The following is a 13,169-nucleotide window of genomic DNA, read 5'->3' on the forward strand; positions in this document are numbered from 1 at the left end:
GTTTCCTGAATTGACGAGGATATAACGGAAGGCATCATCTGAATTGCGGGATACAGAAGGTCAGACGCTATTGTTATTATTGGCTGGGTGAGCGCCGATGATATTTATGATGTATTTAATATAAATCTAAATAATGGGCGGTCACGCCTGCATATTGAATAATCGCTTTATTCAATGACAGCAATCTAATTAATTGGCTGTCATTGTGGATGAATTTGTTCATAATTTATTCATCAGAATTCAGCTCTTTTTTGCCGCGCAAGTCCCCGCCATTATTCCGTCCGTAATAAACTAATTCATTGTTTTTAATGTGGTTTTTGTTGGTCTCATTTGATCTTGAACAAATAATGCACAGGCTTTCCCGGGCAGGCTGAGGCTGCTGTTATGCACAGCCACAAGGGAGAGAGAAACAATGAATAAATATTGTCTGTTGCTGGCGCTGGGCCTGCCAGGGATGGGGTGGGCGAACGAGCCTATCCAGGCAGTGGAAGCAGCCAAGGTGAGTGCACCGGAAAAAGTCGAGTTGGGCAAGATGCTGTTTTTCGAGCCGCGGCTCTCGAAATCCAACGCCATCTCCTGCAACTCCTGCCACAACCTGGCGACCGGCGGAGTGGACAACCAGGTCAGTTCCCTCGGCCACAAGTGGAAGGAGGGGCCGATCAACTCGCCCACCGTGCTCAACTCCAGCCTCAACTTCGTGCAGTTCTGGGATGGGCGCGCCAAGGATCTGCAGGCGCAGGCGGCAGGCCCCATCGAGAACCCGCTGGAGATGGCCTTCAGCCACAAGCTGGCGGTGGAGACCCTGCACACCCTGCCCGAGTACCGGGCCCGCTTCAGCGCCGTGTACGGCAAGGCGGACTTCGGCATCGACGAGGTGACCGATGCCATCGCTGCCTTCGAGGAGACCCTGGTCACTCCCAACGCGCCGTTCGATCGCTGGCTGAAGGGGGATGCCAAGGCGCTGACCGCGCAGCAGCTGAAGGGCTATCAGCTGTTCAAGGAGAAGGGCTGCACCGCCTGCCACAACGGGGTGGCCATCGGCGGCAATTCCTACCAGAAGATGGGGCTGGTCAAGCCGTTCAAGACCGACAACCCGGCCCAGGGACGCGGTGGAGTGACCGGCGAGAAGCAGTTCATCGGCTGGTTCAAGGTGCCGACCCTGCGCAACATCGAGCTGACCTACCCCTACTTCCACGACGGTTCCGTGTGGGATCTGAAGGAGGCGGTGCAGATCATGGCGGACATCCAGCTCGGCCAGACCCTGAGCGAGCAGGAGGCGGACGACATGACCGCCTACCTCAAGAGCCTGACCGGCGAGCAGCCGCAGATAGTGTTGCCGATCCTGCCGCCCTCCCAGCCCGATACCCCCAGGCCTCAGGTCAAGAGCTGAGCGGGCGTGATGATTGCAGCGGAGCCGCCGGCTCCGCTTTTTTGTTCCTATCTATCTGATAAGCCTCTCGAAGTTACTGCACTACACAATGACAAAGGGATGACAATCCCCCAGCTGGCGACGGCGATTTTATCGATTTGCAGCCCTCTTCACATTTCCGACACGCTCACACTTCGTTCGATTGCCTTACTCATCCGACCTGGTGTCAAATCACTCCGCCTAACACAAGGAGTGGCATAATAATGAATAATATCAATAAATTAGTTCTGGCTATCGGATTCACTCTCACCACCTTCCCGAGCCTGGCGGCGGGCTTCCAATGCAAGGATCACGTCAAGCTCGGGGTACCCAGCCAATCCAGTCAACTGCTGTGCCGGGACGGCTATGCCGCCGGTTACAACTACGACACCAAGGTCTCTGACTGGGTCTCTTATCGGATGACGGCCGCCAGCGCCCAGGGTCAGGTGCCACGCAAGGATGCCTTTGCCGAGGACAAGGAGGTGCCGGTGCAGTTCCGCGCCACTTTGGCCGACTACAAGGGCTCCGGTTATGACCGTGGCCACCAGGCGCCCGCGGCGGACATGCGCTCCACCGCCACCACCATGAAGCAGAGCTTCCTGCTGACCAACATGACCCCGCAGCTGCCGGCGCTCAACCAGGGAGCCTGGCGCATCCTGGAGGAGAAGACCCGGCAGTGGGCCATCGCCTATCAGGATGTCTATGTGATCACCGGCCCCATCTTCACCAACTCCGATGCTTCCATCGGCAACGGTGTGACCGTGCCCCACGCCTACTACCGGGTGGTGATGGATGTGGCCAACCAGGAGGCGATCGCCTTCATCCTGCCGCAGGAGAACGTGTCGGCCAGCCGGCTGGCGGATTACATAGTGACGGTGGATGAGGTGGAGCAGCAGACCGGGCTCGATTTCTTCGCCGAGCTGCCGGATGAGCAGGAAGAGGCCATGGAGTCCCAGCTGATGGCCATGTGGAGCAACTGAGTTCACCCATGACGCTGATGAAAACAGGGGCCTGTCGGCCCCTGTTTCTATTTGCTCAGCTCATCACCGACCTTCTTGACGGTGTCCCGGGTGCCGTGACCTATCTCGCGGGTCACGTCCCGGGTGGTGTGGCCAATCTCGCGGGTCACGTTGCGGGTGGTGTGCCCCACGGTTCTGCCCGCCTCCTTGATGTCGGCGCAGCCGCCGAGCAGGCTGCCCAGAACCAGGCCGAGGGCCATCAGGGCCATGCAGTCACGCCTCATGCCGTGCTCCTTCTCGTTTCATCATCGTTATGCCGATGGCGGCATTATGGCCTCGTGTGCAAGGGGCGGGCAACCAGCAGGGTGTGGCCCGGGCCCGGGATCTCGTGCTCGGCTTCCACGTGGAAGTGGGCCTCGCGCAGGCACTGGTACAGCTCCTTGGAGTGGTAGAAGCGGCTGTTGCCGTTGGCCAGACAGGTGAAGTAGAGGGAGGTGGCGTTGAGACTGAAACTGGCGGCTTCGAAGGATTGGCGGTCCCAGAACAGCTCCAGGATGCAGACCCGGGCGTCCGGCTTCATGGCCAGCCGGATCCGGTTCAGGATGGCGACGATTTGCTCGTGACTGAAGCAGTCGAGGAACTGGCTCATCCACCAGATGTCCGCCTCGCCGGGCAGGGTGCCTGGCTGCAGCAGATCCACCGGGTGACCCTGTACCCGCTCCGTCAGCCCCGCCTCCTCGATGTTGCGGCGAGCCAGTGCCAGCTGCTCGGGCAAGTCCAGGATGGTGACTCGCAGCGCCGGATCCCGCTTGGCGCAGGCGATGGCCCACTTGCCGGTGTTGCCACCCAGGTCGTAGAGGTGGCGCGGCTCGTAACCGAACACCTTGTCCTGGGCCTGCTGGAAGGCCCAGTCGGAGTAGAAGTGATCGAACGCGAACCAGCTGCGGCGGGCAGGCTCGGGCAGCTCGCTCAGGTGCGGATAGAGGGTCTGCCAGGGGCCGAACTCCTGCAGGCCGGCCGGCGTGCCGTTGCGGATGGCGTCGAGCAGGTGGGCGAGGGGCTGGTAGCAGACGTGCTGGGTGAAGTCGAGATTGACCCGGCTCATGGTGTCGTTCAGCAGGTATTTGCCGACCCGCCCCAGCACATAGTGCTCCTCGGCCAGGTAGCAGAGCCCGCCGCCGAGCCCCATGTCCAGCAGCACGCTGGCGCCGTATTCACTCAGCTCGCATGCCTGGGCGATGTCGGCCAGTGGTGCCCCCCGCTGGCCACGGGTCTCGAGATAGGCCAGCACCCCGGTTTCGCGCAGGCACCAGCTGGCCTGAAACAGCATGGGCCCGAAGGCGATTTTCTGGGCCTCGCTGATGGCTTCCAGTGCGTTGTAGGGGTCTGTCTGATAGTGATTCACGGGGGGCTCCTGCCGGATCAGCGGCTCTGCGCGCGGGCGAGTTCCAGCTGAATGGCCTGGTTCAGACCCAGTACCCAGCGGTTATAACTGCGATGTATGCTGCCCTTGCCCTTGTCGTCCAGATTGACGCTGCTCACATAATTGATGGAATAATCGCGAGCGCTGTAGGGAATATTGATCACCGCCTGATGCTGACGCACATTGACCTGGCCCCGAATTAGTCCCGGCTGCTCCTGGCGCATTACCCAGCTCTTGCTGATACCCGCCGTAATAATGGCGTTGGCGACCTGCTCCTCGGTGAGGTTGGATGGCACCGGATTGGCCGCCATATTGCGGATGGGCTGGCTGGTGGAGCAGGCGGCCAGCAGGGCACAGGCCAGCAGCAGGGATATTTTATTAATGAGTTTCATAATATTTTCCTTGAGAAGGATATTCATCAATTGAGCGTGGCAATGAGACAACACAAATTGTTTATTTTCAATCACCAAGGCGGTGGATAATCCGGGCTGGCTATTATTTTTGATGAATAATGGTATTATCCGCCCGGTATTCACCTGATGACGTCATTCAATACCATGGCGCAGGCACTGCCCGTCGGGTGAGTGCCTTTTATGCTCTTCGCTCCCACCACGGTTTTAAGGACAGGTCGCCTGCAACATGCTCTCTTTCTCGCTGCTGGATAGTCAGGCGCTGTCACCCGGTCTGGCCGATGAGGCCGCCTGGCAGGCGTGGGCGCAGCAGGGGCGCTGGCCCGTCGACCCGCCGTTTCCCGCCACTCCCTTGCTGCCCATGATGATGGCGCGCCGCCTGAGCCAGGGCTCACGGCTGGCGGTGCAGGTGGGGTTGAGCCTGCTGGCCCGCCACCAGATAGACAGTGCCATCTTCGTCAGCCGCCACGGCGAGCTGGCCCGCTCCATGACGCTGCTGCAGGCGCTGGCGGACGGGCAGGCGCTCTCCCCCACCGATTTCTCCATGTCGGTGCACAACACCGCCGCCGGGCTCTGCTCCATCCAGGGCAAGGCCGCCATCCCCATGAGCTCGCTGGCCGCGGGTGAGAACAGCTTGATGGCAGGCCTCATCGAAGCGGTCGGCGCCCTGCAGGCCGGCGCCCGCCGGGTGCTGCTGGTGGCCTTCGAGGGGCCGGTACCCGAATTTCATCGCCCCTGGCTGGGGGAGGAGGCGCCGCCCCATGCGCTGGGACTGGTGCTGGAGGCCGGTGAGCAGTGGTGCTGCGAGGGAGTTAGCCCCGCAGTTGACGCTACCCGCCCGCTGCCCCAGAGCCTCGCCTTGTGGCGCGCCCTGCTGCGAGGCGAGCCGACCCTGATCCTCGGCGATGACCGTCAGGCCTGGAGATGGCAGCGTTGCTGAACCGGGCCTGGCGGTTGATCGGCACGGCCCTTGGCTTCGCCCTGTTCGGGGTGGGCGGCCTGCTGCTCACCCTCTTCTGGTTCCCCTTGCTGGCGCTTTGTCTGCGCGGGGAGCGGCGACGCACTCTGGCCCAGCTCACCATCCGCCACAGTTTCCGGCTGTTTCTCGCCATGCTGCGCGGCTGGGGGGTGCTCGACTACCGCGTCAGCGGCATGCCCGCCGATTTGCGTGGCGCCCTTGTGGTGGCCAATCACCCCAGCCTGCTCGACTACGTCATGCTGGCGGCCGAGATGCCGGTGTGCGACTGCATCGTCAAGCAGTCCCTCTGGCGCAACCCCTTCATCGGCGGCGTGGTGCGGGCGGCCGACTACCTGCCCAACGTGGCGGGGGAGGATCTGCTGGCCCTGTGCATGGCGCGGATCCGGGCCGGCGGTCTGCTGCTGATCTTTCCGGAAGGGACCCGCACCACGCCGGGCGAACCCATCAAGCTGCAGCGCGGCGCGGCCCAGTTGGCGGTGCGCAGCCAGGTGCCGCTGCAACTGGTGCGGATCCACTGCAGCACCCGATTTCTCACCAAGCAGGACAAATGGTTCAAGATCCCGGAAAATAAGCCGACTTTCACCATAGAATTCCTGCAGCAAGTGGCGGCGGACGAGGTGGTCGCCACCGGCCAGAGCAGTGCGCTGGCCGCTCGCCAGTTGACCCGGTTTCTCACCCGGGCCCTGCAACCCGGGCCCCAATGACAGCATATGGAACAGTTATGCAAGACCTGCATCTAGAGATAAAACAACTCATCATCGACAGCCTCAACCTCGAGGGGCTCACCCCTGACGACATCGACAGCCAGGCCCCGCTGTTTGGGGACGGCCTGGGGCTGGACTCCATCGATGCGCTGGAGCTGGGCCTTGCCATCAAGGGTCGCTACGGCATCGTCCTCTCCGCCGAGGATGAGAACACCCGTCGCCACTTTGCCTCCGTTGCGGCCCTGGTGGCCCTGGTGCAGGCCCAGTCGAAAGGGGAGGCCTGAGCCATGACCCGCGACGATATCTTTGCCCAGATCAAGGCCGCCCTCGTCGAACTGTTCGAAGTCGACGAAGAGGCCATCACCCCCGAGGCCCGCCTCTATCAGGATCTCGAGCTCGACAGCATAGACGCCATCGATCTGGTGGTGCACCTGCAGAAGCTGACCGGCAAGAAGATCAAGCCGGAGGAGTTCAAGTCGGTGCGCAGCGTCAACGACGTGGTGGATGCGGTCGAGCGTCTGCTGGCCGACGCCTGATGCCGGTGTCTGCCCTGCCATGATACGCTGGCTCTCCTGGCTGGCCGGTGGTGCCCTGCTGCTCTACCCGCTGGCGGTTTACTGGGGGCTGACCCATGCCGGTCAGACCCCGCTGTTGCTCGGCCTGCTGCTCATCTTCTCGCTGCGACTCTTGCCCGGCCTGCTGAAGGGGCGAGTCCGGCTCGGCCCGTTGCCGGAGTGGCTCTGGCTGGGGCGCCTGCTGGCCTGCATCGGGCTGGGGCTGACCCTGCTCTCCGCTCTGTTCAGCGCCCGGCACTGGCTGCTCTACTATCCGCTGGCGGTGAGCCTGGCGCTGCTGTGCCTGTTTGGCTGGAGCCTGACCCGCCCCATGAGCCTGGTGGAGCGGCTGGCCCGCTTGCAGGATCCCGCTTTGCCGCCGGCAGCCATCGGCTACACCCGGCGGGTGACCCAGGTCTGGTGCGGCTTCTTCGTCATCAACGGCGCCCTGGCGGCCTTCACCATCTGGCACGGGGAGCTGGCGCTCTGGAGCCTCTACAACGGCCTCGTCAGCTATCTACTAATGGGCGGCCTGATGGGGGCTGAGTATCTGGTGCGTCGCCGCCTGCTCAAGAGGCTGACCCCATGAGCCTGCTGCAAATCCTCTGGCAGCGCGATGGTGCCCAGCCGGTGGCCTTCGGCCCGCAGGGGGAGGTGACCCTGACCGAGCTGCGCCGCGCCAGCCTGCAACTGGCCAGGGCCATGGCCCGTCACGACGGCGCCGGCCGGCCAGGCGCGCGCTGGGCACTCTGCTTCGACGACAGCCTGCTGTTCACGCAAGCGTTGCTCGCCTGCGCCCTCGGCGGCTATCAGGCTATTCTGCCGGGTCATCAGCGGCTGGCCGGCCTGCAGGAACTGCAGAGCCAGTTTGACGGCCTGCTCACCGACGCCGAGCTGCCGGGTGCGGCGCTCACCGTGCCTCAGCTCAGGCTGCCGCTGGCCGATGCGCACGAGGGGCTGGACGCCGCACACGGTGATCTTGCGCCCGCGCGCCTGGATATCACCCTGTTCAGCTCCGGCTCCACCGGCGAGCCCAAGGCGATCCCCAAGGCCTGGCCCCAGCTGGAGGCCGAGTTGCGGGTGCAGATGGCGCTCTGGGGCGAGCGGCTGGCCGATGCCCGGGTGCTGGCCAGCGTCAGCCACCAGCACATCTACGGCCTGCTGTTTCGCATCCTGCTGCCGCTGGCTCTCGGCCGCCCGTTCGATCGCCGCACCATCGACTACCCGGAGCAGCTGGCGGCGCAAGGCGCCCCCTGGTGTTTGATCGCGTCGCCGGCGTTTCTGAGTCGGCTCGATCCAGCCATGCCCGCCACCGGCTGCCGGTTGATCGTCTCCTCCGGCGGTCCCCTGCAGCTGGAAGATGCCCGGCAAGCCCGGGCGCTCTTCGGCCAGCTGCCGGTGGAGATCTTCGGCAGCAGCGAGACCGGCGGCATTGGCTGGCGTCAGCGCCACCGGGAGCAGACCTCCTGGACGGCGCTGCCCGGGGTCGAGGTGCGGGTCGGCCCGGATCAGGGGCTGCTGCTGCGCTCCCCCTTCCTGGAAGAGGATGACTGGCTGGCCTGCGCCGATCGCATCGCCCTGCACGAGGAGGGTTTCGAACTGCTGGGACGCCAGGACAGGATCGTCAAGCTGGAGGAGAAGCGGATCTCCCTCGACGAGGTGGAGGCGCGCCTGCAGGCCCTGGCGGAGGTGGAGTCAGCCGCCGTGCTGCCGCTGCAACAGGGTCAGCGCCAGATCCTCGGTGCCGTGCTGGTGCTAAGCGAATTGGGGGCCGCCCGCTGGGACGAGCTCGGTCAGGGGCGCTTCCTGCTGGCCCTGCGCCAGCAGCTGCGCCCCTGGCTCGAGCCGGTCGCCCTGCCGCGCAGCGTGCGCCGGGTCGCACAGATGCCCGTCAACGCCCAGGGCAAGCGCCCCTGGCCACAACTCAAGGAGCTGTTCGATGAGCCTGTCCGCTGACACGCTGCCAACCGAGCTGGGTTGCGAGGTGCTGGCCGATGGCGTGCGCCTGCGGTTGCGACTCGACCCCGCACTGCCCTGGTTTGCGGGGCACTTTCCCGGCGCGCCTCTGCTGCCCGGGGTGACCCAGCTCCACTGGGTGATGCACTACGCCGCCAGCAGGCTCAAGCTGACACAGCCGTTTCACGGGGTGGATCAGCTCAAGTTCCAGCGCCCGCTGCGCCCCGGGGCCGAGTGCAGCCTGAGCCTGCAGTGGCAGGCGGACAAGGGCCAGCTCCTCTTCAGCTACCAGCTCGGGGATGAGCCGGCGAGCAGCGGACGGGTGCGGCTGACTCCATGAACCCTTGCATTCTGATTCCCTGTTACAACCACGCCGGCCCGCTGGCCGCCGTGCTGGCGCGGCTGGCCGAATTCAAGCTGCCCTGCCTGCTGGTCGACGATGGCAGCGAGCCCGTCGCCGCCGCCGCGCTGGATGCGCTGGCCGCCCAGCACCCCTGGGTCAGCCTGCTGCGCCATCCCCACAACCAGGGCAAGGGGGGCGCCGTGATGACGGGGCTGCGCCGCGCCCATGAGCTGGGGTTCAGCCATGCCCTGCAGGTGGATGCCGACGGCCAGCACGATCTGGCGGATCTGCCGGCCCTGCTGGCGGAGGCGCGCCAGCACCCGGCGGCGCTCGTCTCCGGTCGCCCTCTCTACGACGATTCCGTGCCCAAGGGGCGCCTCTACGGCCGCTACATCACCCATGTCTGGGTCTGGATCGAGACGCTGTCGTTCGCCATCAAGGACAGCATGTGCGGCTTTCGGGTCTATCCGCTGGCGTCCACCTGCGCCCTGCTGGAGCGGGTGGCCCTCGGCCGGCGGATGGATTTTGACACCGAGGTGATGGTGCGCCTGCACTGGGCCGGGGTGCCGATGCGCTTCGTGCCGACCCGGGTCATCTATCCCGTTGACGGCCGCTCCCACTTTCGGCTTTTTCGCGACAACCTAGACATCTCCTGGATGCACACCCGGCTGGTGTGCCGCCTGCTGTGGGATCTGCTGCTGCGCCTCTGCCGCTGGCCGGCTCGCCTCGGCGCCCAGCTGACCCGGCTGTGGCGCGAGCGGCGCACCCACTGGTCGCGTACCCCGGAGCGGGGCTCGCTGCTCGGCATGCAGATCATGCTGGCCAGCTACCGCCTGCTGGGGCGGCGCGGCTTCTCCCTGCTGCTCTATCCGGTCATCGGCTACTTCTGGCTGACCGGCCGCGCTCAGCGGGAGGCATCCCGGGCCTATCTGGCCCGGCTCGAGGCCTTCGCCGGCGCGCAAGGCGTTGCGCTGCCCGCCGAGCCGAGATCGAGCTTTCGCCACTTCCTGCGCTTTGGCGAGGCGGCGCTCGACAAGCTGGCGGGCTGGCGCGGCGACATCACGGAGCAGCAGGTTGAACTGGTGGGGGCTGAGCACTACCAGGCCGCCATCAACAGTGGCAAGGGAGTGTTGCTGCTGGGCTCCCACCTCGGGGACCTCGAGCTGTGCCGGGCCCTTGGCAGTCGAAAGCAGGGGCTGCGCATCAATGCGCTGGTGTTCACCCGCCACGCGGCCCGCTTCAACGCCCTGCTCAAGCAGATCAACCCGGATTCGCACCTCAACCTCATCCAGGTGCAGGAGCTGGGGGCCGACACCGCCATCCTGCTCAAGGAGAAGCTGGAGCAGGGAGAGTGGGTGGTGATCGTCGGTGATCGCACCTCGGTGACCCGGGAGAAGCGGGTGATCTGGGCCGATTTCCTCGGCGCACCGGCCCCCTTTCCGCTCGGGCCCTTCGTGCTCAGCAGCGTGCTGGGCTGCCCCGTCTACCTGATGTTCGGCCTCAAGGAGCAGGGGCGCTTTCGGGTGCATTTCGAGCCCTTTGCCGACGGCCAGCCCCTGCCGCGGCAGGGGCGCCAACAGATTCTCGCGTCCCGGGTACAGGCCTATGCCGATCGCCTGCAGCACCACTGCCTGCACGCCCCGCTGGACTGGTTCAACTTTTTTGATTTCTGGCAGCTGACCGATGAACAAGAGTGAGATGAGCAGGGTTGTCTTCGGCGCGAAGCCGCTGACCATCGAAGACGTGGTGGCCCTGGCGGAACGCCGTGCCACCCCCGCATTGAACCCGGATCCCGCCTTCATGGCCCGTATCCAGCGGGGCGCCGACTTCCTCGACCGGCTGCTGGCCGAAGAGGGGGTCATCTACGGGGTGACCACAGGCTACGGCGATTCGGTGACCCGGCCGGTGCCAACCGATCTGGTACCCGAGCTGCCGCTGCACCTGACCCGCTTTCACGGCTGCGGGCTGGGAGCGGATCTCGAGCTCGATGCCGCGCGCGCCGTGCTCGCCACCCGGCTCTGCTCCCTGACGCAGGGGGTCTCCGGGGTCAGCCCGGCCCTGCTCGAGCGGCTCTGCTGGCTGCTGGAGCAGGATCTGGTGCCGCGCATTCCGGAAGAGGGATCGGTGGGCGCCAGCGGCGATCTCACCCCGCTCTCCTACGTCGCCGCCGTGCTGGTGGGGGAGCGCGAGCTCCATCAGCAGGGTCGGCTGCGCCCCGCCGCCGAGGTCTATCGGGAGCTGGGGGTGACCCCCCTGACCCTGCGGCCGAAAGAGGGGCTGGCGCTGATGAACGGCACCTCGGTGATGACGGCGCTGGCCTGCCTCGCCTATGCCCGCACCGACTACCTGATGCAACTGGCGACCCGGATCACCGCCCTGGTGAGCGTCGCCATGGGGGGCAACGCCTTCCACTTCGACGAGCGGCTGTTTGCCGCCAAGCCGCACCCCGGCATGCAGGGCGTTGCGGCCTGGCTGAGGGATGACCTGGTGGCCGGCGAGTTGCCGCGCCACAGCGACCGGCTGCAGGACAGATACTCGTTGCGCTGCGCCCCCCACGTCATCGGGGTGGTGGCCGACAGCCTGCCCTGGTGGCGCCAGCTCATCGAAAACGAGCTCAACAGCGCCAACGACAACCCGCTGATCGACGGGGAGGAGGAGCACGTGATGCACGGCGGCCACTTCTACGGCGGTCATATCGCCATGGCCATGGACAGCATGAAGGCGGCCGTCGCCACCCTGGCCGACCTGCTGGATCGCCAGCTGGCCCAGCTGGTGGACAGCAAGTTCAACGGCGGCCTGCCGAGCAACCTCTCCGGCGCGCCGCAGGAACGGCAGATGATCAACCACGGCTTCAAGGCGGTGCAGATCGGCGTCTCGGCCTGGACTGCGGAGGCGCTCAAGCAGACCATGCCCGCCAGCGTCTTCTCCCGCTCTACCGAGTGCCACAATCAGGACAAGGTGAGCATGGGCACCATAGCGGCGCGCGATGCGCTGCGGGTGCTGACCCTGACCGAGCAGGTGGCGGCCGCCTGCCTGCTGGCGGCGGTGCAGGGAGTGGAGCTGCGCCTCGCCCGGCCCACCCCCTTCACCCGCCCGCTTGGCTCGGCGCTGGCCGGCATGGTCACGCAGGTGCGGGCCGAGTTTGCCCCGCTGCTGGAAGACAGGGGACTCGAGCACGAGCTGAGGGCGCTGATCGCCCGTATTCGCCAGCGCCACTATCCCCTCTATCAGGACTCTTCACTATGAGCCGTATCCAGACTACGCCTGAACCCTGGCAGATCAGCACCGAGATAGAAGTGACTATCCCGTTCCACGGCGTGGACTGGGTGGCTGTGTCGCGCTGGCGGGGAGACGACTTGTGAGAAAAACCATGCAGCCAGAACCCTGGCAGATCAGCACCGAAGTCGAAGTGACCATCCCGTTCCACGACGTGGACATGATGGCGGTCGCCTGGCATGGCCACTACTTTCGCTACATCGAGCTGGCCCGCTGTGCCCTGCTCGATCTCATCGATTACAACTACCCGCAGATGGAGGCCTCCGGCTACCTCTGGCCCATCATAGACACCCGGATGAAGTACCTGGCACCGCTGCGCTTCGGCCAGCGGGTGCGGGTGCGTGCCACCCTGACCGAGTACCAGAACCGCTTGAAGATCGACTACCTGCTGAGCGACGCCGTGAGCGGCACCCGCACCAGCAAGGGCTACAGCATCCAGGTGGCGGTGAGCAAGACGAGCGGCGAGATGTGCCTGGCCTCGCCCCAGGTGTTGCTGGACAAGCTGGGGGTGAGCCAGTGAGCCGGCTGATGGGGCCGCTGCTGGCCGGTCTGATCCTGTTGCTGACATGGCCGCTGCAGGCGGCGCCCCTGAGCCGGGCCGAGGTGCAGCAGCTGCTCGCCCTGAGCCAGGCCAAGGAGGCCCGCTTCGAGCAGGAGAAGCAGGTGGCGGGGCTGAGCCAGCCGCTCAAAGCCTCCGGCGAGCTGCTGCTGGTGCGCGATCTGGGGCTCTGGTGGCAGCAGCAGAAGCCCTTCCCGCTGACCCTCACCCTGACGCCGACGCGCATGGTGCAGCAGATGGCGGGACAGCCTGCCACCGTCATCGACAACCCCCAGCTGCTGGAGTTCAGCCAGATGCTGCTGGCGCTGTTCGGCTCGGACGAAGCGACCCTGAGCCGTTACTTCAGCATCGACTTTCACAGCACGGAGGATGGCTGGCAGCTGGTGCTGGTGCCGACCCTGGCGCCGCTCGACAAGGTGTTCGCCAGCCTCACCCTGAGCGGGCAGGGGCAGCTGGATCAGCTGCTTATCGCCGACAAGCAGGGTGACAGCACCCGCATTCGCTTCAGTGGCTGGCGCGAGCGCCTCCTGCCATTGACCCCTGAGGAGCAGGCCCGCTTTGCTGTCCACTAGTATCCCGCTGCGCCAGCGCGCCGTCC

The 13,169-nt window shown here is 65.2% G+C and carries 16 protein-coding genes; 13 read left to right on the plus strand and 3 right to left on the minus strand.

The genetic code is table 11. The features are described 5' to 3' along the window. Nucleotides 1–412 precede the first annotated feature (412 nt). Complete coding sequence (locus CK627_RS08705) at nucleotides 413–1,390, plus strand: cytochrome-c peroxidase (RefSeq protein WP_024941447.1); 978 nt, start codon at nucleotides 413–415, stop codon at nucleotides 1,388–1,390. A 242-nt stretch (nucleotides 1,391–1,632) separates the two neighbouring features. Next, nucleotides 1,633–2,388, plus strand: a complete 756-nt coding sequence (locus CK627_RS08710; protein WP_005297919.1) for a DNA/RNA non-specific endonuclease — start codon at nucleotides 1,633–1,635, stop codon at nucleotides 2,386–2,388. 47 nt (nucleotides 2,389–2,435) lie between these two features. Here the strand turns inward: CK627_RS08710 and CK627_RS08715 are convergent, their stop codons facing one another. Genes CK627_RS08715 through CK627_RS08725 form a run of 3 tightly spaced genes read right to left on the minus strand, consistent with a single transcriptional unit; the run spans nucleotide 2,436 to nucleotide 4,182 of the window. Next, nucleotides 2,436–2,651, minus strand: coding sequence for a hypothetical protein (locus tag CK627_RS08715; RefSeq protein WP_005297921.1), 216 nt, complete (start codon nucleotides 2,649–2,651; stop codon nucleotides 2,436–2,438). 44 nt (nucleotides 2,652–2,695) lie between these two features. Next, nucleotides 2,696–3,772, minus strand: a complete 1,077-nt coding sequence (locus CK627_RS08720) for a methyltransferase (RefSeq protein WP_095592120.1) — start codon at nucleotides 3,770–3,772, stop codon at nucleotides 2,696–2,698. 17 nt (nucleotides 3,773–3,789) lie between these two features. After that, nucleotides 3,790–4,182, minus strand: a complete 393-nt coding sequence (locus CK627_RS08725) for a hypothetical protein (RefSeq protein WP_019839469.1) — start codon at nucleotides 4,180–4,182, stop codon at nucleotides 3,790–3,792. A gap of 247 nt (nucleotides 4,183–4,429) precedes the next feature. On the opposite strand from CK627_RS08725, the gene CK627_RS08730 reads away from it, so the two are divergent. The 11 genes from CK627_RS08730 to CK627_RS08780 all read left to right on the plus strand — a co-directional run bounded on the left by CK627_RS08730 (nucleotide 4,430) and on the right by CK627_RS08780 (nucleotide 13,143). Then, nucleotides 4,430–5,140: a beta-ketoacyl synthase chain length factor gene (locus CK627_RS08730; RefSeq protein WP_095592121.1), complete on the plus strand. Its 711-nt coding sequence runs from the start codon at nucleotides 4,430–4,432 to the stop codon at nucleotides 5,138–5,140. Next, nucleotides 5,125–5,883 carry a lysophospholipid acyltransferase family protein gene (locus CK627_RS08735; RefSeq protein ID WP_095592122.1) on the plus strand — a complete coding sequence of 253 codons (759 nt, stop codon included), beginning with the start codon at nucleotides 5,125–5,127 and terminating at the stop codon, nucleotides 5,881–5,883. Before CK627_RS08730 ends, CK627_RS08735 begins: the two co-directional genes overlap by 16 nt. A 17-nt stretch (nucleotides 5,884–5,900) precedes the next feature. Further along, nucleotides 5,901–6,167 (plus strand): phosphopantetheine-binding protein, encoded by a 267-nt coding sequence (locus CK627_RS08740; RefSeq protein ID WP_005297932.1) that lies wholly within the window; start codon nucleotides 5,901–5,903, stop codon nucleotides 6,165–6,167. A 3-nt stretch (nucleotides 6,168–6,170) separates the two neighbouring features. Next, entirely contained in the window at nucleotides 6,171–6,419 is a 249-nt protein-coding gene (locus CK627_RS08745) for an acyl carrier protein (protein ID WP_011707160.1), read from the plus strand. Nucleotides 6,420–6,438: 19 nt separating this feature from the next. Continuing rightward, the gene (locus tag CK627_RS08750; protein WP_174704175.1) at nucleotides 6,439–7,026 is read left to right on the plus strand and encodes a COG4648 family protein; all 588 of its coding nucleotides are present in this window, start codon (nucleotides 6,439–6,441) and stop codon (nucleotides 7,024–7,026) included. Beyond that, the gene (locus tag CK627_RS08755) at nucleotides 7,023–8,393 is read left to right on the plus strand and encodes an AMP-binding protein (RefSeq protein WP_095592124.1); all 1,371 of its coding nucleotides are present in this window, start codon (nucleotides 7,023–7,025) and stop codon (nucleotides 8,391–8,393) included. Before CK627_RS08750 ends, CK627_RS08755 begins: the two co-directional genes overlap by 4 nt. After that, nucleotides 8,377–8,733: an ApeI family dehydratase gene (locus CK627_RS08760; protein WP_095592125.1), complete on the plus strand. Its 357-nt coding sequence runs from the start codon at nucleotides 8,377–8,379 to the stop codon at nucleotides 8,731–8,733. The genes CK627_RS08755 and CK627_RS08760 overlap by 17 nt, the downstream gene beginning before the upstream one ends. Then, nucleotides 8,730–10,433: a glycosyltransferase family 2 protein gene (locus CK627_RS08765; protein ID WP_095592126.1), complete on the plus strand. Its 1,704-nt coding sequence runs from the start codon at nucleotides 8,730–8,732 to the stop codon at nucleotides 10,431–10,433. Before CK627_RS08760 ends, CK627_RS08765 begins: the two co-directional genes overlap by 4 nt. Beyond that, complete coding sequence (locus CK627_RS08770; protein WP_095592127.1) at nucleotides 10,420–11,982, plus strand: HAL/PAL/TAL family ammonia-lyase; 1,563 nt, start codon at nucleotides 10,420–10,422, stop codon at nucleotides 11,980–11,982. The genes CK627_RS08765 and CK627_RS08770 overlap by 14 nt, the downstream gene beginning before the upstream one ends. A 124-nt stretch (nucleotides 11,983–12,106) precedes the next feature. Next, a complete protein-coding gene (locus tag CK627_RS08775) occupies nucleotides 12,107–12,532 on the plus strand; it encodes an acyl-CoA thioesterase (RefSeq protein WP_095592128.1) in 426 nt (141 codons plus the stop codon). Then, nucleotides 12,529–13,143: an outer membrane lipoprotein carrier protein LolA gene (locus tag CK627_RS08780; protein ID WP_095592129.1), complete on the plus strand. Its 615-nt coding sequence runs from the start codon at nucleotides 12,529–12,531 to the stop codon at nucleotides 13,141–13,143. The genes CK627_RS08775 and CK627_RS08780 overlap by 4 nt, the downstream gene beginning before the upstream one ends. The last annotated feature ends 26 nt before the right edge of the window (nucleotides 13,144–13,169 follow it).

It is taken from the genome of Aeromonas dhakensis, assembly GCF_002285935.1.
GTDB lineage: Bacteria > Pseudomonadota > Gammaproteobacteria > Enterobacterales > Aeromonadaceae > Aeromonas > Aeromonas dhakensis.

What these genes read in the sequence shown, in the direction of transcription:
- CK627_RS08705 (WP_024941447.1), top strand. Translation starts at nt 413, where the DNA reads ATGAATAAATATTGTCTGTTGCTGGCGCTGGGCCTGCCAGGGATGGGG.
- CK627_RS08710 (WP_005297919.1), top strand. Translation starts at nt 1,633, where the DNA reads ATGAATAATATCAATAAATTAGTTCTGGCTATCGGATTCACTCTCACC.
- CK627_RS08715 (WP_005297921.1), bottom strand. Translation starts at nt 2,651, where the DNA reads ATGAGGCGTGACTGCATGGCCCTGATGGCCCTCGGCCTGGTTCTGGGC.
- CK627_RS08725 (WP_019839469.1), bottom strand. Translation starts at nt 4,182, where the DNA reads ATGAAACTCATTAATAAAATATCCCTGCTGCTGGCCTGTGCCCTGCTG.
- CK627_RS08730 (WP_095592121.1), top strand. Translation starts at nt 4,430, where the DNA reads ATGCTCTCTTTCTCGCTGCTGGATAGTCAGGCGCTGTCACCCGGTCTG.
- CK627_RS08735 (WP_095592122.1), top strand. Translation starts at nt 5,125, where the DNA reads ATGGCAGCGTTGCTGAACCGGGCCTGGCGGTTGATCGGCACGGCCCTT.
- CK627_RS08740 (WP_005297932.1), top strand. Translation starts at nt 5,901, where the DNA reads ATGCAAGACCTGCATCTAGAGATAAAACAACTCATCATCGACAGCCTC.
- CK627_RS08745 (WP_011707160.1), top strand. Translation starts at nt 6,171, where the DNA reads ATGACCCGCGACGATATCTTTGCCCAGATCAAGGCCGCCCTCGTCGAA.
- CK627_RS08750 (WP_174704175.1), top strand. Translation starts at nt 6,439, where the DNA reads ATGATACGCTGGCTCTCCTGGCTGGCCGGTGGTGCCCTGCTGCTCTAC.
- CK627_RS08755 (WP_095592124.1), top strand. Translation starts at nt 7,023, where the DNA reads ATGAGCCTGCTGCAAATCCTCTGGCAGCGCGATGGTGCCCAGCCGGTG.
- CK627_RS08760 (WP_095592125.1), top strand. Translation starts at nt 8,377, where the DNA reads ATGAGCCTGTCCGCTGACACGCTGCCAACCGAGCTGGGTTGCGAGGTG.
- CK627_RS08765 (WP_095592126.1), top strand. Translation starts at nt 8,730, where the DNA reads ATGAACCCTTGCATTCTGATTCCCTGTTACAACCACGCCGGCCCGCTG.
- CK627_RS08770 (WP_095592127.1), top strand. Translation starts at nt 10,420, where the DNA reads ATGAACAAGAGTGAGATGAGCAGGGTTGTCTTCGGCGCGAAGCCGCTG.
- CK627_RS08775 (WP_095592128.1), top strand. Translation starts at nt 12,107, where the DNA reads ATGCAGCCAGAACCCTGGCAGATCAGCACCGAAGTCGAAGTGACCATC.